Genomic DNA, 22,808 nt, shown 5'->3' with positions numbered 1-22,808 from the left:
CACCTGTCCGCAGATTGTTATTATCGGTCTACCAAAATATGACACCTTATGAGCCACGGAGGGCCCATGCCAACCATCAGTGAATTCTTCGGCATTCTGATACGGATGTATTACGATGACCATAATCCTCCCCATTTTCACGCTTATTATGGGGAACACGAGGCCATCATTCTGATCGAAACGCTGGAGATTGTTGAGGGCAAACTGCCCAAAAGAGCCAAAGCGATGGTTATCGAATGGGCCTTTGAACACCGGCAGGACCTTATCGCAGACTGGCGCCTTGCCGAGCTGCACCAGCCACTGAAGAAGATAGAGCCATTGGAATGAACAGCATGCCCAGAGTCACCCATGTGGAAGCCAAGGCCGATTACGTACTGGCCGTCACCTTCGATGATGGTACTCACGGCGAGATCAGCCTTGCAGATCGTTTGTTTGGCCCGATGTTCGAGCCCCTGAAAGACCCGGCATTCTTTGCTCAAGCAAAAGTTGATGAGTTCGGAGCCATCTGCTGGCCCAACGAAGCAGACATTGCCCCGGATGCTCTCTACCGCAAAATCAAATCTGAACAAACTGGAACAGTATGTCGCTGAAGTACAAGATCGTACCCGTCACACCCTTTGAACAAAACTGCACCCTGCTCTGGTGTACCGAAACCCACAAAGCAGCGGTGGTCGACCCTGGCGGGGACCTGGATCGCATTCTGGCGGCAGCCGAGGACGAAGGCGTGATTCTGGAAAAGATCCTTCTCACCCACGCCCACATAGATCACGCCGGCGGCACGGCGGAGCTAGCCAAATCAGCGGGGCTGCCCATTGAAGGCCCGCACAAGGACGACAACTTCTGGATTCAGGGCCTGGCCATGCAGGCACAGATGTTCGGGTTTCCGGCGCCGGAGGTGTTCACGCCCAATCGATGGCTGGAAGACGGGGATACAGTGACCGTTGGCAATGAAACCCTGGAAGTACTGCACACGCCGGGCCACACCCCTGGCCATGTGGTGTTTTTCCATCGAGGCTCAAAACTGGCCCAGGTGGGTGACGTGCTGTTCAATGGTTCCATTGGCCGCACGGATTTCCCGAAAGGCGATTACAACACCCTGATTCACTCTATCCGGGAAAAGCTGTTCCCGCTCGGGGATGACGTTAGCTTTATCTGTGGCCACGGCCCCATGTCTACGTTTGGCCAGGAACGCGCCACCAATCCGTTTGTGTCTGATCACCGGGGCTGAGTGCCCCGGTATATCGCCCATTTCAGCTCTGGGACAGGCGGAACTGCTCGATGGTTTTGCGCAGGGTTTCCGCCATGGCCAGCAGATCCCCTGCAATTCGCGCGGTCTCCTGGGCATCGCTGGAGGTCTGCTCGGCAGAGCGGCTGATTTCAATCACGTTCTGATTGATGGAGTCCGACACTTCGCTCTGCTCGTTAGCCGCACTCTCCATTTCCTCATTCAGCCCCGTGATTTCACGCACCGCTGCAGCAATGGTTTGCAGCTCGGTTTCCACTTTCAGAATTGAATCCACCTGATGCTGGGCAAGTTCCGAGGCATGGCGCATGGTACCGACACAATCCACCACCTCTTTTTTCAGCCCCTCAATGGTTTGGCGAATCTCCTCAGTGGACGCCTGAGTGCGCGAGGCAAGCGCCCGGACTTCGTCTGCGACCACGGCAAATCCCCGGCCCTGCTCACCAGCTCTGGCCGCTTCAATCGCCGCGTTCAAGGCCAACAGGTTGGTCTGGTCGGCAATCTCGGAAATCAGCTCCAGCCGTGAGGCCATTTCCGTTGTCCGCTGATCCAACTGCTCAATACGCTGCGCACCGTTCTGGACTTCCGCGTTCAGAGATTCAATACCCTGAACCGCATTTCTAGCCAGATGCTCTCCGGTTTCTGCCGATTTGGTGGTATCGGCCGATTTCCGTGCGGTAGTCACCGCGTTCTCTCGAACCTGCACCGCGGAAGCGGCCATCTCGGTGGTGGCACTGGCCACCTGGTCGGTATTGTCTTTCTGGGCCAGCACTTCCTGCTCGGTGGTCTCTGCCTTACCGGCAATGGTGCGGGCCGCCGCTTCAACCTGTTCTGCGTTGTCCATCACCGTATGCATGCTGGCGCGGATCTTGGCGACCATCCGATTGAACGCACGAGAGACCGAACCAATCTCATCGTTTCGGGTTACCTCCAGCTCTATGGAGAGATCCGAATTGCGGGAGATTTCATCCATTCGGTCGTGTAGCCGACGTAAGCGGGAAAACACCAGGCGCCCCAACACTACGGTAGTCAGTATGAAAATAACCACAAAGATCAGAATCTGGATACCGCCACTCACCATCAACTGCTGCTGCAGGCGCGCGTCGCTCTCCGCCAAAGAATAGTCGACCCGAATAGCGCCAAGCACGTCGCCTTCCTGGGCCTGGTGACAGCCGAGGCAGTTCACGCCCTGATAGTTTTCGCTGGCAATAACCGGCTCGATCAACGTGTAGACACGACCCGCGTCGTTCTCCGAATAGTGCTCTACCCGTTCACCATCCAGCGCTTTCATGTCCAGCGGCTCACGGCGTTGTTCGGCAGCATTCCCAGCACCGTACATGGCATTCAGCTGATCGCTGCGGATCACCCGAACATCCAGTACGTCCTCGGGAGCCATCACCTTCTCGCGCAGAACATCACGGTTATTAATGGTGCCCGTCACCATCATGGTGTTCAGGCCATCGAAAAAGGACTTTGCCAGACCATCCACGTATTTGTGACTGTACTCTTCGAGGTGGGCTCGCTGGGACTGCGCGCTGTAAACAACCGTAAACACGAGAATGACGGTGAAAGCCGCAGCCAGTGCTGCCAATAACAGGAAACGGATTGAGTATTGTTTTTTCATGTGACCCCGACAACGGAAGATGATCTGGACATCCAAGAGTAATGACGGCGAATTGGCGCATAACTTTATAGATATGCATCAATTTTTTTATGACGCAGATCATCCGGACGCGCCCGCTATGTCATTCCTTGCAATGTTTTACATTCGTCCCGGCACACTCAAACCAGAAGGCAAGGCAGATTGGCCCGAAACCTGCAAAGCCTGATGCATCACGGACTAATTCCGTGATATCCGGCAGAGATTTTCCGTTCAGGGGAGGCAACCATGTCATTGCTGACATCACTGTTACAGGCCAGCACGCGCTTTCAGCAAGCCATGGACAACCGTGCGCCGCGCACTGACGTACCCGCCGGTAAAAGCAATGAAGGCGCCGCCACAGGCGAGCCCCAGAGCAGCACCGACGACCGCTTCACGCCGCCACAGTGGCAGGAGCGCAACTCGGCCAGTCAGAAAACCCGGCAATTGCCACTGACCCAGTACAAGCAGACGGTTGCCCAGGACCTGTCCTACGTTCGTGAAACCTTGCGGCACAAACTTGCCGAATACAACGTACACCCGGCAACGGCGCTGAGCGTGAGCAAAACCGAGCAAGGCAGCATTCAGCTGGACGGCAAAATTCCCGACCAGGTGCGGGAGAGGATACAACAGGATCTCAACAACAACCGGGGATTTGGTGAGGCGTTAAGCCGCTTGAGCGTGACCGAACCCACCCTGCACTTCATGGATAATGCGCTCAAGCTCAATCAGGCTTATGGCGTGAACAATTCCCTGCTGGATTCACTGCTCAGCGAAAACCAGCAGTTCAATGGACTGCAAGATGTCATCCACCGTTATGACAGCCTTCGCCGCACCGCCACACCCGCCGAGACGGGTATCACAGCGCAGCAACGCTACGCCTTCAGCCTGAATACCCGGGCCTGAAGCCCGGGGGTAACTGCTAATCAGATCAAACCTGAAACGGGGCCGGATCACCCTTACCCACCCGCGTAACTTCAGGCACATCACCGGTAAAGTTGACCACCGTGGTAGCCTCCATACCGCAGAAGCCGCCATCAATAATCAGATCAAGCTCATGCCCGAGGGTCTCGCGAATATCGTAAGGATCGGTCAACGGCTCGGTTTCACCCGGCAGAATCAAAGTGCTGCTCATAATCGGCTCACCCAGCTCACCCAGCAATTCCCGAACAATCTCGTTGTCCGGAACCCGGATGCCGATAGACCGCCGTTTGGGATGCAGCAACCGGCGAGGCACCTCGCTGGTCGCGTCCAGAATAAAGGTGTACGGGCCCGGCGTGAAATTCTTTAATAACCGGTACTGGGTATTGTCAACCTTGGCATAAACCCCGATGTCTGACAGGTCACGACACACCAGGGTGAAGTTGTGCTTGTCGTCCAGGCGCCGAATCCGCTTGATACGGTCTGCCGCCTGCTTGTCACCAAGGTGACAGCCCAGTGCGTAGCCTGAATCTGTGGGATAGACAATCACCCCACCCTTGCGCAAAATCTCCACCGCCTGCTTGATCAGACGCTTTTGCGGCGTTTCCGGGTGAATCTGAAAAAACTGGCTCATCCATTAGCTCCTTGTTGAAGCTTCTTGTCCATTGCCGAATCGCCTTTCGAGCCACCCATACAGTTGGGTGAATCCGGAGACGCCTGACCACTGGCCTGCCACTCTTCCGGTGTATACAGATGCAACGCCAGAGCATGCACCGGGCCCGCCAGTTCATCAGCCAGAACCTTGTAGATCGCCTGATGACGCCGCACTTTCATCTGGCCCTCAAAATCCGCCGACACCAGCGTTACCTTGAAATGGGTTTCAGAATTGGGTGGCACCGAATGCATATGGCTCTCGTTTTCCACCGAAATCAGGCTGGCATCAAAGCCATTGGCCAGCTTCTCCTCTATGCTTTTCTGTACTTTCATAACTCACTTACTCCGGACTTTAAGCATCAATGCACCGACCTGTTGTTTAACCAGTCTACTACAGTACGCCGCGGAACCCCGAAGCCCTTGACACAAAAGCCCCAAAGCGACACATTCCCCTGCCAGCAACCAACCCCCAGATACCCATGCACCTGTACATCGCTGAAAAGCCAAGCCTGGCCCGAGCCATCGCCGCCGCACTTCCCGGCCCCCACGAAAAAGGCCAGGGCTGGATACGGTGCGGTAAAGGGCCGGATGCTGCCACGGTAAGCTGGTGCATTGGCCACCTGCTGGAGCCCGCCGAGCCGGCCCGCTACAACCCGGCCTGGAAGAAATGGCGCATCGAAGACCTGCCCATGTTCCCGGAGCCCTGGCAACTGGTGCCGAAAGACAGCGTGCGCCTGCAATTCAAAGTGCTTGAAGCCCTGGTCCGAAAGGCCGACCTGATTACCCACGCCGGCGACCCCGACCGTGAAGGCCAGCTACTGGTCGACGAAGTCCTGCGCTACCTCGGGACCAAGGCACCGGTGAAACGGGTGCTGATTAACGACCTCACCCCCAAGGCGGTAGCCCGCGCCATCCAAAACCCCAGAGACAACCGGGAATTCCGTCCACTGTCCCATTCTGCGCTGGCGAGACAACGGGCCGACTGGCTCTACGGCATCAATCTCACCCGATTCTATACCCTCAGCTATCAAACCCAGGGTGAACAGGGTGTCTACTCCGTGGGCCGGGTGCAAACACCGGTGCTTGGCCTGGTAGTGGATCGCGACAACACCATCGAACACTTCCAGCCCAGGCCCTGGTACCGGGTCGAAGCCACCTTCCAGGCCAGCGAGCCGGAGGCCGACCAGCGACCGTTCATTGCTCGCTGGTTACCCGGTGACGAATTTCAGGATCATCTGGATGAAGAAAACCGGTTGCTGGACAAGTCGGTAGCCGAGCAGATTGTCTCCGCCATCAGCGGCCGACCCGGCAGAATTGATGAAGCCCGGTTTCGCGATCGCCCGGAACCGCCGCCGTTACCTCTGTCGCTGTCTGCACTCCAGATAGAGGCTGGACGACTATACCGGATGGGCGCGAAAGACGTGCTCGACACCGCCCAAAACCTGTACGAACGCCATCAACTGATTACCTACCCAAGGTCAGACAGCCGCTACCTGCCAGAGGAGCATTTCAGCCAACGGGAGGCGGTGATTCGTGCCATCGCCCGTGTCGCCCCGGATTTGTCCGGATTCTGCGAGAAAACCGGGACAGAACGCCGTTCTGCCGCCTGGAATGACCAAAAAGTGGATGCTCACCACGCAATCATTCCCACAGTGCGGCCCGCACCAAACGGCAAGCTGTCTTCGGCCGAACAGAAAATCTACGATCTGATCAGCCGATTTTATCTGATGCAGTTTGCACCGGATGCCGTGCACCGGGAAGGCCGGCTAACGGTCGCTGTTCAGGAACATCGCTTTCGCGCCACCGAGACGGCCATCGTCGAGCCAGGCTGGAAAACGCTGGAAATCCGCAAGCGGGAACCCGGGCAGGAGCCTGAAAAAGCACCATTGCCCAGACTGGACAAAGATGAACCGGTGCTTTGCAGTGGGGCCCTGGCCAGCGAGCGCAAAACCCAGCCTCCGCAACACTTCACCGATGCCACACTGCTATCGGCCATGACCAATATTGCCCGCTTTGTCGCTGACAACGAGCTGAGAAAAACACTGCGGGAAACCGATGGCCTTGGCACCGAAGCGACTCGCGCAGCCATTATCGATACGCTGTTCCGCCGCGATTACCTGGTCCGGGAAAAACGCTTTATCCGCGCCACCGACAAGGGGAAATCCCTGATCGCGGCGCTACCGGAATCGATTCGTACGCCAGATCGCACCGCTGTCTGGGAGGCCACTCTCGAGGGCGTTCGCCGGGGCGAAGAGGACCCAAGAGCGTTTCTGGAATCCCTCAAAGATGAAATCCGCGGATTCATGGCGCAAGCGCCCGCTGCGGGTTTGGCGAATACAGAGACACCAGGCACCGCCATTCACTGCCCGAAATGCCGGGCGCCGATGGTTGAACGGGAGGGCAAGTTCGGCGCTTTTTTTGCCTGCACCCGGTACCCCGCCTGCAAGGGCACCCGCCCCCTGGAGGACCATCAACCCGAGGACGGAACCAGCCAGAAACCGGTACCCTGCCCCCACTGTTTCTCGCCCCTGGTGCGGCGCAAAAGCAAAAAAGGCTGGTTCTGGGGCTGCAGCAATTTCCCCGGCTGCCGACAAACAGTTGGTGATCACAACGGCCGGCCAGCGGTGGACTTACGGAATTCTACATAACGATACTGAACGGGAACTCATTTTTTGGGATAATCCCCGACATTGCAGGGTCTGACCAAGGGCTCTGCGCTACGGTATATAAACCAGGCAACACGATCGAGGGCCAGGCTTAATGCGCATTGCTCTGCTGGAAGACGAACACGAACAGGCGCAGCACATCCAGTCCATCCTTTCAGAGAAAGGACATCACTGTGACAGCTTTCCGACCGGCCAATCGTTTCTCGGTGCCGTTTTGCACCGCAGTTATGATCTGATCATTCTGGACTGGCAGATCCCGGACATGACCGGAATTGAGGTACTCGAGAACATCCGGGCACAGCTGAAATGGCCTGTGCCGGCCGTTTTCCTGACCCAGCGTGACAGTGAAACCGACATCGTTCGTGCCCTGGATGCCGGCGCCGACGACTATATCGCCAAACCGGCACGAGCGGCTGAACTGGTCGCGCGCATCAATGCACTGGCCCGCCGCAGCAACCCGGAAATCGAAAAGGAGGTTCTGGTCTACGGGCCCTTCGAGATCAACACCAACCAACGCATAATTCTCCTGCACGGGGAGCCACTGACGCTCACCGACAAGGACTTCGACCTGACCCTGTTCCTGTTCCAGAACCAGGGCCGCCTGCTCACCCGCGAAATGCTGCTGGAGCGGGTGTGGGGATTGACCAGGGACATCAATACCCGCACGGTGGATACGCATATGAGCCGCCTTCGCAGAAGGCTCGGGCTCAACCCTGAAAACGGATTTCGCATCAAGACCATCTACCAGCGAGGCTATCGGCTCGAAGCCATCAAGCCCGGTGACGCAAACGAAATTCGGAACGATGACACTGCAAATGCCTGACGCTCTGAGCAAGCACCTGAAAACCCTGGCCTTCCTTGCACTGGCGTTCATGGTGCCAGCGACCACGGTCGCGGAGCTGTCAATCACACGGGGTTCTGCAGTATCCGGCAGCCAACAACGGGACAATGCCCCGGAGTGGGTTTATACCTTACGCCAGGGTGATACGGTTGCGAGCATAACCCAGACGCTGCTTTCCCAGCAGACCACACAGCAACGACTGCTGGAGCATAATGGCCTGGCCAGCAACGCCAAACTCGGCGCCGGGGACACCCTGCGCATTCCCGTAAACTGGCTGAAACGTCAGCCCGAACCGGCCCGGGTGATTGCGGTCACCGGCAACGTGCAACAGATCTCCGGAATGGATGGGCGAAAACTCCCTCTGTCCGAAGATTCGATTGTCCGGGTTGGCGACGAAATTCTCTCCGGTGCGGGATCGGCAACCATTGAACTGGCCGACGGCTCGGAACTTCGGATCTCCCCCAACTCCCGCCTCATGTTCAATCGACTAACCCAATATGGCAAATCCGGCATGGTCGACACCCGGCTTCGCCTGCAACGAGGTGAGATTCACACCCGGGTTCGCCCGGTCATTGAAGGCGGGGCCCGCTTCGAAATCGAGACGCCATCCGCTGTCGCCGCCGTCCGGGGTACGGTGTTTACCATGCAAGCCAGCAGCAACGGCAGCAGCGTGCAGGTAACCGAAGGCGTGGTGGACTTCGGCCAGCCAGGCAACACCCGTCGCATTCCAGCTGGCTATGGCGCGAGCGTCTCCACCGCCAACGGAGGCGCCCTGAATATTCGACAGCTTCCGCCGGCGCCAACCATTAACCCTTTGCCATCGGTACTCACGCAGCTTCCGGCCGAACTGACCTGGCAGGCAGGCGGTTACCCGGCCTACCGGCTGGACATTTTTGACCAGGCATCCGGCACCTGGGTGCAGAGCCGGGATATAGCCGGAACCCGTTTTGACATCGCCCAACTCGACAACGGCCGCTACGAAATCCAACTCGCCGCGGTTGATCAGCGTGGTATCGCCGGAATGCCCGGCACCGCCGAACTTGAGGTAGACCTACAGGCTAGAAAGCCCGATCTCACCGCCCCGGCCGATGGCGAGAGCGTGAATGACGACATGCCGGAGTTCCGCTGGCAGCTCAATGGTGCCAACGAAGTTGCCCGGGTGGAGATCGCTGAGGATGACAGTTTCAGGCAGTTGGTAACAACCAGCGAGTGGGCGCCAGAAAGCCGTGCTCTTCCGTCGCGCCCACTGAGCCCCGGTCAGTATTACTGGCGTGTCGTCACAGAAGCGGGAGGCAGCTCTGTTGCTACCTCCGAGCCACGCAAGATTGTTGTTAATGGCACGCTGCCGCCGGTCCGGATTATCAGCGTGAACTATCTGGACAGCCAGGTTCGGGTTTTCTGGGAAAACATCGACACCGCCACGGATTACCGCCTGCAACTGGCTGAAGAGCCGGCATTTCGCAATATCATCAAGGAAGCCGATATTGCCGATACCACAGCGGCCTTGCGCCTGATTCCCGGAAGAAGGTATTTTGTCCGCGTCAAAGCGCTTTCTGACGGCCCCCTAGCCAGTCGCTGGGGCCCGGGCAGGGAGCTGTATCTCGACTAACCTTCAACGACAAAAAGGCCGATGCGAAGGGACTGGTTACCGATAACAACAACACCGTGGTCCTTGGGCCTGCTACTCGTCACCACCCTGCTACTGATTCAGGCGACTGAGCTGCCGAGTCGAATCAACGACTGGATGTATGACAGGGCGATCACAACCTGGCCAGCGCCCGTGGATGATTCCGTGGCTATGATTGCCATTGATGAGTTCAGCCTGGAACAGGTTGGCCGATGGCCCTGGGACCGAAGTCTTCATGCCTCGCTGATCGACACCTTGCGGCAAGCCGGCGCAGAAACCATTGTGCTCGACATCCTGTTTCCGGAAGCCGGGCCGGGCGATGAGGAACTGGCTAGCGCCATGGCCCGCCATGGCAACGTTGTTCTGCCAGCCTATCTTACCGCTCCAACCCGGGAGCGGCTGATCAGTGAACAACTCCCCACACCCAGCCTGGCACGTGCCGCAGGGGCGATCGGGCATGCCCATATCGAGCTGGATACAGACGGCGTCGCCCGCGGGCTCTATCTATACAATGGCCTTGCCGGGCGGTTATGGCCGACCCTGTCACTGGCCGCGCACCTGCCAATGCCGGCACAGACACAGGCGCAATTGCCCAACTACATCAATGTCCGGGAGGATTATCGGCTGGTGCCCCTGGCAGGCGGGGCCGGCACCTTACCCACCTACTCCTACGCGAGCGTGCTGAGCCACCCGCCCTCACCGCAGGAGTTTGCCGGCAAAACCGTCCTGGTCGGCGCTACCGCTGCGGGGTTTGGCGACATACTGCCCACGCCGTTTTCCGGTCTGAGCCGGCCAATGTCCGGGGTGGAATTCCATGCCAATGTCTATTCCGCGAGCAAGCAGAATATACTGATCGTGCCGGCGGAGCCCTGGGCAGCACCCGCACTGAACCTGCTCGTACTGTTGTTGCTAGCTCTGCTTTTGCCTCGCCTGCGCCCTGCTGCCACCTTGCTGGCATGTGCGACCATTGCCGCAGGGCTGGTAGCCGGTTACGTGTTGCTGCTGATAGGGGCCCGGGTTCAGCTGTCAGTAGCGAACGCCCTGATTCTGCCGATGGCCGCGATGCCCATTGCCAGCGCACTCCGGCTTGCCATGACCAATCGCTTTCTCAACCGGCAACTGGACGAGATGACCAAAACGCCTCGGCTATCCCTGCCTGAACCTTCGAACCGGCATCCTCACCAGCTGCTGATGCACTTGCGTGCGCTGTTCCACCCACCCGGATGGCTGCTGGCCGCAGAGGATGACCTGCTGGAAGTACAGGAAATGACCCTTGCCCAGGCCCCGCCCACGGAAACGCCAGGACGGTGGGAACACCAGCAGAACCAAAGCTGGATAACGCTGATTCGTGGCGGCACCAGCTACCTGCTCGGCCTGACTCTGCCGAACGATCTCAGTCGGGAGGTCATCCAGCGCTATCTGAACCAGCTGGAGCTGGAACCCCATACAGACAGTGAAAGCCAGAAGGGCCCCCGGGAAAACATTTCGGCCCGGATCGAGAAAGTGCGCATTGCCACCCAGAAGCTTGCTGAAATGCAGGCGTTTATTCGCCACAGTTTCGAGCACATGCCCGATGGCATCATCGTGACCGATGAATTAGGGGTTATACGGTTTACCAACCGCCACATTGAAGACTGGTTTTGCGAGCCTATGCCGAGTCTCAGTGGCATGCCCCTGGCCACCCTACTCGATGGCCACGACCCCCGGGACTTACCGCCCTGGTTCGAAACCATTTCAGAGGCGCTGACCCTGAGACAAAGCCGAACCGTAGACCTGACATTGAACGGTAAAGATTTTCTCATCCACCTGGCACCTTTTGCCCTGCAAAACAGTCGCCAGTTTGGCATTATTGCCAACATCTCAGACATCTCCGAACTCCGGGAGCAGCAACGGCAGCATCGTGAGGCGATCGACTTCATCTCACACGATGTTCGCTCACCTCTGGTCTCTCAGTTGGCCCTGATTGAACAACTGAAACGGGATCCCAGCCATATTGACGCCAACCAACTCGACCAGTTGGGGCGGCTGGCACGGCGTAGCTATCATCTGGCCGAAGAGTTTGTGCAGCTGGCTCGCGCCGAGCAACTGACCGAAACCCGGTTCTACGAATGCGAATTTCTGGCGATTGTTGAGAACGCTCGGGACAGTGTGTGCGAGCAGGCCCAGGAAAAAGGCATTTCGATCGTGCTGAACGGTACCGAAGATCTGTGGCTGAAAGGCAACGCCGAACTTCTGGAACGGGCCGTCATCAATCTTTTGACCAACGCCGTGCAATACAGCCCCCCGGACTCCGCAGTCAGCGTTCACGTCTATCAGGCAGCGCATCTGGCCTGTCTGGCCATATCGGACGAGGGCTATGGCATTGATCCGGAGGAGCTGCCCTTACTGTTCGACCGCTATCATCGACAGAAGCGCAGCGAGATAGCCGGAGCGCATGGGACCGGCCTGGGGCTTTCATTCGTTAAAACGGTGGTGGAAAAACACCGAGGCGAGATCAGCGTAGACTCACGGCCGGGCGAAGGCACCACTTTCACCCTGAAGCTACCAATCGCAGACCCGATGTTCTGAACCGGCATGCCTGCTCAGGACTGGATGGTCTTGCTGACCGGCTCAGAAGGCTCACTCAGAAGACCGGCAGTGTCCTGAACCTGAATCGTGAAATACCAGGTACCAGCGTCAAGGTTATCGACCACATAGGACATCTCTGCCTCACCACTGGCGCCATCTACGGTGATCTCTCTGGACAGATCATCAGCATCCTGCCCGTAACGAATCACGTATCTGTCCAGCTCTCCCATCGCGATCGACTCACCGTTTACACGAGTCATAGGCGCAGACCAGCTCAATACAGCAGAGCGCTCTGCAACCGGCTGAGCACTGCCAACACTACTTCCGGTATCGGTTAGGCTGCCAGATTGAGTGGCGGATTCACTACCGCCGGAACCACCGCCGCCGCAACCCGCGAGCACCATCCCTACCAACAACGCGGCAATCCATGCCTTTGACATATAAATGACGCGTTTCAAGGTTATTCACCACCATATTTCCGTCGATTTTGTGAAATTCTATAAAATCGGCGCGAATGATGATGCGATAAACGTCATTTTTAAAGATAAAAAATCGTCATTTTCCCGTCACCATAATGCAAGACGGAAATCGGAATTAATTGAGGGGACACCCGGTACATCGCAGAGAAGCGGAAACAAAAAAGGCAGACCAGTAAAACTGGCCTGCCTTGCAAGAAACAGGGTCAGAATAAAACACTGGCCCCGGAAATGAGAAAAGCCAGCAAAAGCTGGCTTTTCTGGATTGGTAGCGGGGGCTGGATGGTTATGAGACTGATGATTTAGACCCACTTTTTTTGGGCAGAAATGCTGTTATTTGTCTTAAATTGATGTGTGATCTAGAATTTTGGGTAAAAGGGGGAGTGGAGACTAAGTACAATAATGCCAAGTAACGACAAGCAGAAATGGCACGGGGCTGATCAATCAGACAACGATGACTTGACCTTAAGGCATCCAGGCCCTCACCTTCAAGCCATCCGTTCCTGGGCTGAACAAAACAACGTCTCGGACATCTTCAACGCCATAGCGCTCACCTTTGGCTTCACTGAAAACTTCACGATCATCGGAAACCTGTATCGCGAACTCTCTAACCCGGACTCAAAGGCCATTCTGCATCAGTGGGCTGACAATCCCTACATCAGCCACCTAAACAGGCTTCTTTTCTCATTAAACCAAGATAAAGACTTTGCCAATAACTATTCCGGTCTTCACCAGGGCGTATCAAGAGGCAACACGAAAACCATTCTGCGGTCGGCAGGAGCAGATCTGAAAAACGAGCATTTTCTGCTCGAACTGGTTATCCAACCACAGCCCCCTTCCGACAATAAACTACTCGACCGATTACGAAGAACTCTAAAAATATGGCTGATCGTACAGGCACTGGAAAGAACCGCAGAGCATAACTGCCCACACGATAACCAGATTCAGCAGGTCGCCAGCACACTCTGCCTCCCCGGAGAGAACAGCAAATGGACACTTATTGACAACATTCTTGAAATGTCATTGAAAGCCTGCCCGTCAGACCACTACTCCTACTCCCAATTCAACCTGGCCATCCGACACGCCGCATCTCAGCTAATCGCCAGATACTCAGGGCCAGAAACCCGTAAAGAGCTGCTGCTTCTTAGGGCCATCCAACGGGTTGCAGAGGGCCAACTCAACCCCACCAGAGCTCAAAAAACAGAGACCGCTTTTCAGACTTCCTTTACGAACCTACTCCAAGCAACAGAGGGCGCATTGGATCTGAGCAGCTCGGCAGGCGGGCCTCAACTTCTTGCCTATTCAGACAGCGAAACAGACTCTGCCGATGAAGAAGCCCTGCATCAACTGCTGCTGTTCGGCGTCGACCCGGAAGAAACACCAGAACAGCAGAAACTCTCGGGTCAAAGCATACTGATGCAGACGGCAGAACTGTCAAACTATCTTCCCTGGTCCTGGGAAAAACCACTTCCCCCAGAAGCCGATCAACTCGATCAGTGGATTAACTGCACTCTGGCTGAGGACCGCCCTGAAGAAAAACTGGGGGCCGCGTTAGTCTGGCTGGCCGTTCATCTTGAACGCTCCCTGGAGTTCATACAGGAAATTGAAATAACGGATGACTTACGCGATGAATGGAGCATTTCCCAGGACCTAGTAACAGCCCACAGGGAACGACCAAGGCGACACCGCTCTTGGCTTCCAGATGCCGAAGCCCAACCTCTGATTGAAGCGTTCCAAGACAATCTCCGCGTCACCCTGCCAGAGCAGATACAGAACATTCTCCGAGAGGCTACCCATGTTTTCCCGGACACGTCCACTCTGCGGCAACTATGGGGACGGGCCAGCCCACACGCCCTAACAACCTGGTTCAGGCAACACGCAAAACGGCACTTCCCGAGACTCACCAGCGCCAAACTCGCTAACGCACAGTCCCAACGTGTTTTCGATCAGTCGGGCGATCATTCATTGGCCCGCTTACTTTCTGCCCACCCTCGTGCGGCGTTACCTGCAGCTTGTGGGTACGCCAACTGGAGCATCGCTCAAGTCCAAAACGGATTTGAGCTTCCGTTGCAAAATCCCGCATTAGGCGATGAGAGAACCAATCTTCTCGGGAGCCTCCTTACGCCACTCGAGTCCATTTTGGTCGATGGCATTCGGAAAGCCACCCAAGCACTGCTGGAAAGCTCACAAGGCGACCCCATCACTTTCCACAACCATCTGGTCCAATACACTGTCACGGCACTGAATGCCGCAACCGGTTGCCGTAACCTGTCAGAGCCTTTCGAGTCGATCGCCCACTTCTGTGATCACCCCCCGGCCGTCTTTATCAATGATAAATCCGACGACGGCCTTCACTGCGGACGAATGGTTCCACTTGCAGATGGCGCAAAAGGGCTATTGGAGGACTATCTCGAGCACCTTCGCCGGTTCAAGTCGAGCCTTTCAGATCAACACAAGGACCTTGCGCATCGTATCCAACAGGTTCTGGAAGGAAACTCCGACACCCTGCCCCTGTTCTTCCTGCTCGATAGCCATGGTGCCTGGCATCCCTTAAACGATTTAGCTGTCCCAGGGACGGAACTCTTCTCGTGGCCTCTTCCAAAGAACTTGTTTCGGCACAGGTTTGCCCAGCAGCTGGCTCGAATCGACGTTCACCCCGAAGTGATAGACGGCTGGATGGGCCATGGGGAGCGGGGAACAACCTCCTACAGTGATCATTCAGCGAGGTGCTGGCGAGAAGACCATGAACGTTACAAGGAAGCTCTGGACGACTGCTTTGACCGGCTAGGTTTTATGGTGACACTACCCAAAGCCAGCTACGGCATCACTGCATTTGAAGCCAAACAACCCGCTGATACTTACCGGGAGCCTGATTGTTTTGGCCAGGCACGGCGACACACGGAACGGCTCAGAGCTCGTGATCTGGCACGCTCTGCAGCCCGGAAAGAATTGGACTTGGCGCTAGATGCCAGGCCAGCAAGCGATGAGCACGAACTCAATCAAAGCCATATTGATCGTTTGGCAAAAAGAATGATCACCCGCGAAAACGGGATGCCGCACCCTCAGGCGGCTGTTCGGATGGAAGTATTGGTCCAATGGCTGGAGGAACACAGTCCCCATACACGACAATTCATACGACACAGGACATTGAGGCTAGGCTCCGAACGCTCACTGGTCAGAGACACTTGCCCCAGAGCGCTTCAAACCATGCCTAATCTTGAACAGTGGGTGCAGGACACCAAGCAGGCTATTCGGCAAGCCCGATTTTCAAAATCCGATAGTCTGGCGCTGGCCACTGCATTCGTTGCGATTGAAAAGCGCATATCCTATCTCAGACTGCTGGAAGATCTGGTTCAAGGGCAAAACTTCCGGGTAATACAACACAAGCAACGCGTGTACCTGGAGTACTCGGAATTCCTGGAGCCTAATAATTACAATCAACCGGTTCAACGGCATCAGATCGACCACACCACCGGACGACTGTTGGCAAAAGGACTCGGAATCAAAGACAGCAAGAATCTCGACACAGCGCCCTGTCCGAAGTCGTTACAATCACTGGCCAACATACTGGCAGCAACCAGAGATCTTGATGACAATAAACGAAAAGATCAGTCGGTGGGCACCCTTTTAAAAGAACTGAGCCGGTTAATTGAGCAGGCGAATCTGATTGACCTGCCGGGTATGGTGGCAGGCGCTCTCAGTAATAGAAACCCTCCTACCAGCCTGTGCTTGTACGATTATTTTCGCCTGACAGAAGGTCAGCGATATCAGCCACCGGAATCCGCTCCAGAGCATAGCCTACCAGAAACTGAAAATTTACCCCCAATTCCAGCATCAGCCTCTGGTACTTATCCCGAACCTTTTTACGACTCAGCGAAAGCTTTTCTTGGAGGGCTGCAGGACATCCTGAACCAATACACAAAAGCCAAGTCACGAGAGATCGCCAAACAGATCGAACAGCATTGCCGGGTCCATACTCACTCTGTAAGCAGTGCCATTTTGCTACTTGGCTACTGGGTCGCACACCGAATCCGAAAAGGTAAAGGCCGAGCTAACCACGCGCACAAAGCCTACGCAACTGGGTCTATCAAACGGTACTTAGGTGAACTGTCTGGCCCATTTCGTGGTTTCGCCTACAAGGCGGATTTGCTGTTGATGGCCGAGGAGGACGTCACTGAGCTTTGCGCCAAAATGCTGTCTTACTGCGCTGAGAAACTGAAAGACCTGGCGTATTTTTCGGCACGTCTTATTGAATTCTTCGACTGGGCGAGTGAGCGCGGGGTGTCTTCTCCCGACTGGGACGAACTTGATTTAGGCAATGCCCGACGCTCGGTTCGTCCAAGGTTATTTTCAGAGAACGAGTACCTCCAGGCCCTCCAACTGCTACTGCGCCCTGACACCGAGGATATCGAACGGGGTATGCAAGCCGCCTTTGTACTTCTGTTAGGCTTCCGCTTCGGACTCAGAGCCCAGGAAGCGATTGGCCTGCTCCGCTCAGACTGGTGCGAATCCGCTGGGTTGACCTGGGTACTGGTTCAAAGCAACTCCATACGCGGCCTGAAAAGCAGCGTCCACAGCCGGCGGGCTGTACCGCTGGTATTTCAACTGAGTGCTGTCGAGCGGTCACTGGTTACATCAATACTGACACAATATACGACCAGGCTGGGTAACGCCGACAATAAGCCGATCCTTGCCGACAAAGAGGGTAACCTCACGCCGTTTGCGGGATCCATTCCATCGGATATTGCCCGGACGCTTAAATTGGTGACCGGAAACACCCGCATGAGCCTGCACCAGGCCCGCCACGGATTCTGTAATGTGCTGAACAGCGCCTTGTTTGAGATAGGCACACCGCTTGCGCAAAAACTCACTGAATCGGTCGATAGGGAGAGCCTCCGAAACATACTGCTCGGCAACCACGGGCTGCCGTCAAGACGCGGCTCTATGGCGATCGCCCGGGCGCTCGGGCACCACTCGCCTCGAACGCAATTTCGCTCCTATAACCGCATGATGACAGAGTGGGCAGACAGGCTCACTCCGGTAACCACCCACTACGCCGGCACGATTTCAAAGGCCCTCCAGATTGATCGTTGGCCTGTAAAATCCGCCAGTGAAGTCGAGAGTGCGGCTCCCACCATTTTTGCACAGCGAACCAGACTCACGCCCCTTATTGTGATGGAAGCTCTGAGACTGATGGCGCTTGGGTACGCGGCTCACGGAATCGAACCGATGCTTCGCCTGCCACCGGGAGAACTCGCCGATGTGGAAATTCTGGTTGACCGGATAAATGCGGGGTTGCGGTTCAAAGTCTATGACCCGAAACAAATGAAGAAGGCATTCGTGTATGGCACCAAATTGCCGAAGTATTTACTGAAGTCGCGCTCGGATGCCGTTTGGCCCAGATTGCTGAATATGTGCGACGAGCTGCACAACTTTGAGGAACTGGATACTGACCGACCGCTACCTTCTCTCGCCCAGGCCTCGAATCTCGTTGGTAGAAATGGCCACTTGTTAATGAACGAGGTCGAAGATGCTCATCTGATGCGGCTTCTGGTGGACGCGTTCAAAATCCCCGAGAATTCGTACAAAGTCGTCATAAAAAGCAAGCCCGATTATGCTCCACGAGCTCATAGAGTGGTTCTAGCAGGTGAATTTCTGCCGGTTGCCGCCTCGCTGCAATTGGATACCTTCAACGAGGACTACGATAAAAGGTATACAAGGGCGCGCTCTTACGCAGGATTAGTACTCACCAACCCTATCGTTACCCAAATCCATGATCGCCTGGAGTTAGTACTACTTTACATCGCAATTGCATCAGCCTACTGCCCTAAACCCGCACCACTGTCACCGTTACCCGCCTATCCTAACTGAAGGTCGAAGCTCGCCGCAGGGTCCACCGCCACTTCAGCTAGTTCAAGAAGAGTCAATACCGCTTTTTGCTTTCTGGCATCTTGCTGGCTCACCACTTGAAACTTCACCAGACTTCGATTCGCATAGGCTCTGGCGAAAACACGAAGAAAATCCAGATCGTGGCACAAAATCTCAGTTCTTCCCTCGAGTTCCGGGGTGTCATCATGGTTAGCGCCGGATGTTACCCACAGAGTCACTGTACTTTTTTGCTCGTCGAACCCTAACGGCCTACCAGCTGCCCGCACAGTGCCAAGAGCTTTTTGTTCTACGGTCAAAGACGGCATGACTCCTTGTATTGTTGCCCCGCTGAGATCTTCAAAGCCAAACCTCACCATGACGCCCTGCTTGATAGAGCGGCTCGCAAATTTTGCCGCTATCCCCCGGCTAAGGGTTCCAAGAAACTCTTGTTCCTTTTTGGAAAGAATTGACTCATCTTCCGGTTCGCCCAATATCCCCTGTGGGATCAAATCCCTAAATACCAATCGAGCGGCAGCCCTGAATACTTCCACCTCCGAAGCCGTAGCCCCAGGTCCTACCAGCCTCACAACGTAAGTTGCCGGGAATTCGACATTGTGCGCAGGTTCAATCCTGAGACGCCACTCTACAGAAATCGCCGCCAATTTCTTCAAATCTTGAAAATCATTAAGAGCTGAAACGACGGCGTCCTTTAGCTGTTTCTGGGCGGGCAGGACAATTGAAGAATCTTCCTCAAACTCAAGCACCCCGCCGGAATTAACGACGTGCGGTGCACTTGCCGGGTGTAAAACGACGATAGTACCGTCGAACGATTCGGATCCTTCATCAATACCCATAAGATTTTATTCCCCCGAACTTTCCCATGTGTGTTTCTCGCTAGCGCACGTAAACGATATAGCGCTCATTGACCCTCGACTAAGCTTTCACCGGATTCTTGTCCGGTTAACCAGACTTTCGACTTCTGCCGCATGGCTTTGGGGTGAGGTTATTGCCGACCTACACCAGCTCGGTTGATCAATGCTCAATCATTCTTTTACCACGCCCCAGGCTCGAATTGGGCGGGCAGCTCTGAACGATGGCAATGTCGGGTCATTTAGGCGACACCCATGATCTGCCAAGACAAAACACGGGCATCACCAATTCATATTTTCCAGAGAAAAAAGACCAGATGGCGCCGGAAAAGTGTGTTTTTTGCGTACTATTCAGCATGCAGAAAGAAAGTCAGGCAGGTGAGACAACTTTTTAGTATGGCTTTTGATCATGTCGGTGATCCTAGCCGAGCCGGCCGCACTGATTAGCGGCTTGGCACTCAGATCACATGTCAGGCTCTGGCGGGAAATCCACGAATTATCCGAGTCCTCCGAATCAAACTGACACCACCAAAATCAGTCTTGAAGTGACTCTCAAGCCAATCACGTGTCTGACACCTCGACGTTCTGAGAGTCGGTAAGAAAATCGATCAATACGGACGGCAATCTTCCGCAGTTGCAGTTGACGGCTTGATTGAGTGGTCAGGAGGCACACTGGAAGGTAAAGACAGTTTCCTTGGATGCAAGAGAGGATCCAAGAGCAATATGGCGACCGGCGACAGCCTACATCAACTGAAGTCTCCCCACGCAATTTTCTGGAGCGCAGAAGCTACTGAGGCACAACCCTCATCAGAGCCCAGCAGGTCGAAAGGTTTTTCACCATCGAGCGCCGGAACAGCGCGCTGTAGCCACTCGAACGCAAGCTCCTGGGATTCAAAAACCCGTATCGCCTGGAGAATGACATCGGCCGCTTGCTGTGTAATTTCCTGCTCCAGGCCAACTGGCACCATCTGATCCCATTCTCGAAATGCCTCTGGCATTGGGGCACTCAGGTCACACTGGGCCATCAAATCACTCAAGCTGTAGCGTTTGCGCCGTGTCATCGTCTTACCTTCTATTTCCTTTTCGGCCGCGTATCACCGAGGCCTGCATTGACCCAGTGTCTTGGCTGGAAAACCTTTCGAGTGGTTGGTATTCACCATCCCACTCCTGAGCACGTCGGTACCGGACAACCTGTTCTGAGGTGAGCTCGACAATATCATCGAACCCCGTTTCGTAACCCTCAACCATAACAGGCGTTTCCGGCGGCAGTAACTTCAAATGTTCAATCAGTTCTTCCGCTGTCATTCAAACTCCTCGGTCAAATACGACCTTGCCATATCTCTACCACGACAGGCTCATTTTTAGGTTCGTAGCGAGCGGTACAGGTGCTGGCATTAATCAGTTTCATGCTTCCCCGCCAGTATTCCCCGTAGCCCTCGTGGATATGGCCAAAGATATGCGCTTTGAGTGAGAGTTGCTGGATTCGGTGAAGCAAATCAACGCATCCGACATTCTGGCATTTGAACCCCAGGTTGACCTCATCTCCAATGCCGTGAGGCGGGCCGTGGGTGATGAGAACATCGGTGTTGTCCGGAATGCCTTGCCAATTTTCGTACAGTGGCTCACCACGCTCCAGCATGAACGCCCAATCCATGAAAGTCGGCGTCCAGGGGGATCCCCAAAATCGTATGCCTTCAATCTCGACCCCGCTGTTTTCCAGGTATATGGCGTTGGTCAAAGCCTGCCTGGCCAGATCTGGCGTCTCCTGAAAGGCCCAGTCGTGGTTGCCTGCAATCACAATCTTATGGCGATGCGGCAGCGTTCCGAGCCAGTCATTGAGCTCTTCGATATTCTCTAATGTGCCTTGGCCCAGACTATCGCCGGCATGAACAAGCACATCGCCATCGGGAATCTCCGGAATACGACGGTGCATGCTGTGGGTATCTGAGATACAGACCAGCTTCATCCTGTGCACTCCTGTGGCGTTAACAATTCTGGCTCCAGGCGCCAATCCATATAAGGAAGCAATTGGACCATGTTGCGCGCATCGCCCACAGCGCAACCGACCTCAATAATTTCCATATTGTGGACACTTTGTGGCTCGCCCTCCGGGTTTAACCGGGAATCCCAGCAGGTGGCCTCGAGATCTACGGTCAGCAGTTTGTCGTTATTCATGTCGCAGCACCTTTGTCACTCTATCCAACACTTGGTGAACCGGCATCAACGGCACCTGACCGGTTTTTGCCAGAGTATCAATCCAGAGCTGATTGCCCTTCTGAACCATCTCGTCAGTTCCAATGTGACCTGACACCACGGCCGAGATGCCCGAAATGGCGTGATCCGCCCCCTGCGCCCGACTCCAGAGCCAGGTACACTCAATGGCAAAACGCTCTGAGAAGGGGCTGTCCTGAACGGTGCACCAGTCGTCGAATGGGCTTTGGGCATGTATCAACCCGAGTTGGCCGTTCTCGCATTCCAACGTAATGGTGAGTGGCAACTGGTAACGACAGCGGGTTGCCAAGCTCTTATAGGAAACCTCATCCAGGCTCGCGGCCCAGTCACCGCCCATTCCCCGATGCTTGTAGCGGCTTCTGATATCTTCAGCGCCAGCGATAAACATCAACTCATGGTTGCCCATCACGCTGTGTACCCAGTCCGTTGTCAGCACCCACTCCAGAAGAGCCCGCGAATCGGGTCCGCGATCAATGGTGTCTCCCAGCAGAAACAGGCGATCAACCACTTTGTTGAAACCAGCATCCGACAACGCGGCCTGCAGAGCCTTAAACTCGCCGTGAAGGTCACCACAGACCCAATCCACTCCGGTCGGATTGGCGGCAAAAAATCGGTGCGGGGTCAGTCGCATGCTCATCAACAAATACCACATGTAGGCAGATTGCCTTTTATCAACAACAACATATGGCTATAGGCTAGCAATGCCGATCAAAAAACACCAGCGTTGATACGAGCCCGGAAATCTCAGGGAGAAAGCCCTGGAGTAGTTCAGCTACTCCAGGCCTCTGCCCTCAACCAGTTCCGCATGGCTTCCCCACGTTTTAACTGGCCAGACCGCTCCCACTCCCAAACCCAGGCGATGATGTGGTCAAAGTCCACCACATCATTGATATCGGTAGGCTGGACGTTGGGCACTATCCGATTGTTCTGTTCAATGTGATGGTAAAGCAGGTCAAACACGGCGCGTTCGTAGCTGGCGCACCTAGACAATGTCACCGGTAGCCCTGACAGCGCCAGAAACTCCGATATATCTACAATCTCTCGTTCTCCGAACAACAAAGAGGTATCCGGGTGGTTATGACCGGCGATAGCCCAGACATCGGGTGCCCCCATGTTGTGCCAGAAAGGTTTTAAGCGCCCCGGGTGAAGAGTACAGAGTGCCGTCAGGCCGGTAATGTATGGAGCCGGCATTGTTATCGTTCTA

21 protein-coding genes are annotated in these 22,808 nt (G+C 55.4%); 10 read left to right on the top strand and 11 right to left on the bottom strand.

Annotated features, from left to right (window positions below; genetic code table 11):
* Nucleotides 1-66: 66 nt before the first annotated feature.
* From QPL98_RS15360 to QPL98_RS15350, 3 genes are read left to right on the top strand one after another with little or no spacing between them, the layout of a single operon-like run.
* The gene (locus QPL98_RS15360; protein WP_022992877.1) at nt 67-327 is read left to right on the top strand and encodes a DUF4160 domain-containing protein; all 261 of its coding nucleotides are present in this window, start codon (nt 67-69) and stop codon (nt 325-327) included.
* Complete coding sequence (locus tag QPL98_RS15355; protein ID WP_011785982.1) at nt 324-590, top strand: DUF2442 domain-containing protein; 267 nt, start codon at nt 324-326, stop codon at nt 588-590. The genes QPL98_RS15360 and QPL98_RS15355 overlap by 4 nt, the downstream gene beginning before the upstream one ends.
* Nucleotides 581-1,228 carry an MBL fold metallo-hydrolase gene (locus tag QPL98_RS15350; protein WP_014421981.1) on the top strand — a complete coding sequence of 216 codons (648 nt, stop codon included), beginning with the start codon at nt 581-583 and terminating at the stop codon, nt 1,226-1,228. The genes QPL98_RS15355 and QPL98_RS15350 overlap by 10 nt, the downstream gene beginning before the upstream one ends.
* 22 nt (nt 1,229-1,250) lie before the next feature.
* On the opposite strand, the gene QPL98_RS15345 is transcribed toward QPL98_RS15350, so the two are convergent.
* A complete protein-coding gene (locus tag QPL98_RS15345) occupies nt 1,251-2,867 on the bottom strand; it encodes a methyl-accepting chemotaxis protein (RefSeq protein ID WP_011785984.1) in 1,617 nt (538 codons plus the stop codon).
* Nucleotides 2,868-2,886: 19 nt separating this feature from the next.
* Here QPL98_RS15345 and QPL98_RS15340 point away from each other — a divergent pair, with 19 nt between their 5' ends.
* On the top strand, nt 2,887-3,072 hold the full coding sequence (locus QPL98_RS15340; RefSeq protein WP_014421983.1) for a hypothetical protein: 186 nt from the start codon (nt 2,887-2,889) through the stop codon (nt 3,070-3,072).
* 59 nt (nt 3,073-3,131) lie between these two features.
* Entirely contained in the window at nt 3,132-3,788 is a 657-nt protein-coding gene (locus QPL98_RS15335; RefSeq protein ID WP_303293569.1) for a hypothetical protein, read from the top strand.
* Between the two features lie 25 nt (nt 3,789-3,813).
* Here QPL98_RS15335 and QPL98_RS15330 read toward each other — a convergent pair whose 3' ends face one another.
* Nucleotides 3,814-4,437, bottom strand: a complete 624-nt coding sequence (locus QPL98_RS15330; protein ID WP_011785986.1) for an L-threonylcarbamoyladenylate synthase — start codon at nt 4,435-4,437, stop codon at nt 3,814-3,816.
* Entirely contained in the window at nt 4,434-4,790 is a 357-nt protein-coding gene (locus QPL98_RS15325) for a BolA family transcriptional regulator (protein WP_286895810.1), read from the bottom strand. The genes QPL98_RS15330 and QPL98_RS15325 overlap by 4 nt, the downstream gene beginning before the upstream one ends.
* 146 nt (nt 4,791-4,936) lie before the next feature.
* On the opposite strand from QPL98_RS15325, the gene QPL98_RS15320 reads away from it, so the two are divergent.
* The 4 genes from QPL98_RS15320 (at nt 4,937) to QPL98_RS15305 (ending at nt 12,159) form a co-directional block, all read left to right on the top strand.
* A complete protein-coding gene (locus tag QPL98_RS15320; RefSeq protein WP_303293568.1) occupies nt 4,937-7,105 on the top strand; it encodes a DNA topoisomerase III in 2,169 nt (722 codons plus the stop codon).
* Nucleotides 7,106-7,217: 112 nt separating this feature from the next.
* Entirely contained in the window at nt 7,218-7,946 is a 729-nt protein-coding gene (locus QPL98_RS15315) for a response regulator transcription factor (protein WP_023008796.1), read from the top strand.
* Entirely contained in the window at nt 7,927-9,573 is a 1,647-nt protein-coding gene (locus QPL98_RS15310) for a FecR domain-containing protein (protein ID WP_303293567.1), read from the top strand. Before QPL98_RS15315 ends, QPL98_RS15310 begins: the two co-directional genes overlap by 20 nt.
* A gap of 21 nt (nt 9,574-9,594) precedes the next feature.
* Complete coding sequence (locus QPL98_RS15305; RefSeq protein WP_303293566.1) at nt 9,595-12,159, top strand: CHASE2 domain-containing protein; 2,565 nt, start codon at nt 9,595-9,597, stop codon at nt 12,157-12,159.
* Between the two features lie 14 nt (nt 12,160-12,173).
* On the opposite strand, the gene QPL98_RS15300 is transcribed toward QPL98_RS15305, so the two are convergent.
* Entirely contained in the window at nt 12,174-12,617 is a 444-nt protein-coding gene (locus QPL98_RS15300; protein ID WP_153741581.1) for a fibronectin type III domain-containing protein, read from the bottom strand.
* A gap of 420 nt (nt 12,618-13,037) precedes the next feature.
* Between QPL98_RS15300 and QPL98_RS15295 the strand changes: the two genes are divergently transcribed.
* On the top strand, nt 13,038-18,506 hold the full coding sequence (locus QPL98_RS15295; protein ID WP_303293565.1) for a hypothetical protein: 5,469 nt from the start codon (nt 13,038-13,040) through the stop codon (nt 18,504-18,506).
* Here QPL98_RS15295 and QPL98_RS15290 read toward each other — a convergent pair.
* From QPL98_RS15290 to QPL98_RS15260, 7 genes are all read right to left on the bottom strand, one after another.
* On the bottom strand, nt 18,494-19,357 hold the full coding sequence (locus QPL98_RS15290) for a hypothetical protein (protein WP_303293564.1): 864 nt from the start codon (nt 19,355-19,357) through the stop codon (nt 18,494-18,496). The two genes, QPL98_RS15295 and QPL98_RS15290, sit on opposite strands and share 13 nt — an antisense overlap.
* A gap of 761 nt (nt 19,358-20,118) precedes the next feature.
* Entirely contained in the window at nt 20,119-20,433 is a 315-nt protein-coding gene (locus QPL98_RS15285; protein WP_303293563.1) for an antitoxin Xre/MbcA/ParS toxin-binding domain-containing protein, read from the bottom strand.
* A gap of 4 nt (nt 20,434-20,437) precedes the next feature.
* Nucleotides 20,438-20,677 carry a hypothetical protein gene (locus tag QPL98_RS15280; protein ID WP_303293562.1) on the bottom strand — a complete coding sequence of 80 codons (240 nt, stop codon included), beginning with the start codon at nt 20,675-20,677 and terminating at the stop codon, nt 20,438-20,440.
* Nucleotides 20,678-20,690: 13 nt separating this feature from the next.
* Nucleotides 20,691-21,338: a metallophosphatase domain-containing protein gene (locus QPL98_RS15275; RefSeq protein WP_303293561.1), complete on the bottom strand. Its 648-nt coding sequence runs from the start codon at nt 21,336-21,338 to the stop codon at nt 20,691-20,693.
* Nucleotides 21,335-21,547, bottom strand: a complete 213-nt coding sequence (locus tag QPL98_RS15270; protein WP_303293560.1) for a hypothetical protein — start codon at nt 21,545-21,547, stop codon at nt 21,335-21,337. Before QPL98_RS15270 ends, QPL98_RS15275 begins: the two co-directional genes overlap by 4 nt.
* A complete protein-coding gene (locus tag QPL98_RS15265; RefSeq protein ID WP_303293559.1) occupies nt 21,540-22,241 on the bottom strand; it encodes a metallophosphoesterase in 702 nt (233 codons plus the stop codon). Before QPL98_RS15265 ends, QPL98_RS15270 begins: the two co-directional genes overlap by 8 nt.
* Nucleotides 22,242-22,372: 131 nt before the next feature.
* Nucleotides 22,373-22,795, bottom strand: coding sequence for a hypothetical protein (locus tag QPL98_RS15260; RefSeq protein ID WP_303293558.1), 423 nt, complete (start codon nt 22,793-22,795; stop codon nt 22,373-22,375).
* Nucleotides 22,796-22,808: the final 13 nt, after the last annotated feature.

This window comes from Marinobacter sp. ST-43, assembly GCF_030541085.1.
GTDB classification, from domain to species: domain Bacteria; phylum Pseudomonadota; class Gammaproteobacteria; order Pseudomonadales; family Oleiphilaceae; genus Marinobacter; species Marinobacter nauticus.
This window is presented reverse-complemented; position numbering and strand designations above follow the sequence as displayed.

Excerpts from the sequence above, each read along its gene's own strand:
- QPL98_RS15360 (WP_022992877.1), top strand. The coding sequence starts at position 67 with ATGCCAACCATCAGTGAATTCTTCGGCATTCTGATACGGATGTATTAC.
- QPL98_RS15355 (WP_011785982.1), top strand. The coding sequence starts at position 324 with ATGAACAGCATGCCCAGAGTCACCCATGTGGAAGCCAAGGCCGATTAC.
- QPL98_RS15350 (WP_014421981.1), top strand. The coding sequence starts at position 581 with ATGTCGCTGAAGTACAAGATCGTACCCGTCACACCCTTTGAACAAAAC.
- QPL98_RS15345 (WP_011785984.1), bottom strand. The coding sequence starts at position 2,867 with ATGAAAAAACAATACTCAATCCGTTTCCTGTTATTGGCAGCACTGGCT.
- QPL98_RS15340 (WP_014421983.1), top strand. The coding sequence starts at position 2,887 with ATGATCTGGACATCCAAGAGTAATGACGGCGAATTGGCGCATAACTTT.
- QPL98_RS15335 (WP_303293569.1), top strand. The coding sequence starts at position 3,132 with ATGTCATTGCTGACATCACTGTTACAGGCCAGCACGCGCTTTCAGCAA.
- QPL98_RS15330 (WP_011785986.1), bottom strand. The coding sequence starts at position 4,437 with ATGAGCCAGTTTTTTCAGATTCACCCGGAAACGCCGCAAAAGCGTCTG.
- QPL98_RS15325 (WP_286895810.1), bottom strand. The coding sequence starts at position 4,790 with ATGAAAGTACAGAAAAGCATAGAGGAGAAGCTGGCCAATGGCTTTGAT.
- QPL98_RS15320 (WP_303293568.1), top strand. The coding sequence starts at position 4,937 with ATGCACCTGTACATCGCTGAAAAGCCAAGCCTGGCCCGAGCCATCGCC.
- QPL98_RS15315 (WP_023008796.1), top strand. The coding sequence starts at position 7,218 with ATGCGCATTGCTCTGCTGGAAGACGAACACGAACAGGCGCAGCACATC.
- QPL98_RS15310 (WP_303293567.1), top strand. The coding sequence starts at position 7,927 with ATGACACTGCAAATGCCTGACGCTCTGAGCAAGCACCTGAAAACCCTG.
- QPL98_RS15305 (WP_303293566.1), top strand. The coding sequence starts at position 9,595 with ATGCGAAGGGACTGGTTACCGATAACAACAACACCGTGGTCCTTGGGC.
- QPL98_RS15295 (WP_303293565.1), top strand. The coding sequence starts at position 13,038 with ATGCCAAGTAACGACAAGCAGAAATGGCACGGGGCTGATCAATCAGAC.
- QPL98_RS15290 (WP_303293564.1), bottom strand. The coding sequence starts at position 19,357 with ATGGGTATTGATGAAGGATCCGAATCGTTCGACGGTACTATCGTCGTT.
- QPL98_RS15285 (WP_303293563.1), bottom strand. The coding sequence starts at position 20,433 with ATGACACGGCGCAAACGCTACAGCTTGAGTGATTTGATGGCCCAGTGT.
- QPL98_RS15280 (WP_303293562.1), bottom strand. The coding sequence starts at position 20,677 with ATGACAGCGGAAGAACTGATTGAACATTTGAAGTTACTGCCGCCGGAA.
- QPL98_RS15275 (WP_303293561.1), bottom strand. The coding sequence starts at position 21,338 with ATGAAGCTGGTCTGTATCTCAGATACCCACAGCATGCACCGTCGTATT.
- QPL98_RS15270 (WP_303293560.1), bottom strand. The coding sequence starts at position 21,547 with ATGAATAACGACAAACTGCTGACCGTAGATCTCGAGGCCACCTGCTGG.
- QPL98_RS15265 (WP_303293559.1), bottom strand. The coding sequence starts at position 22,241 with ATGAGCATGCGACTGACCCCGCACCGATTTTTTGCCGCCAATCCGACC.
- QPL98_RS15260 (WP_303293558.1), bottom strand. The coding sequence starts at position 22,795 with ATGCCGGCTCCATACATTACCGGCCTGACGGCACTCTGTACTCTTCAC.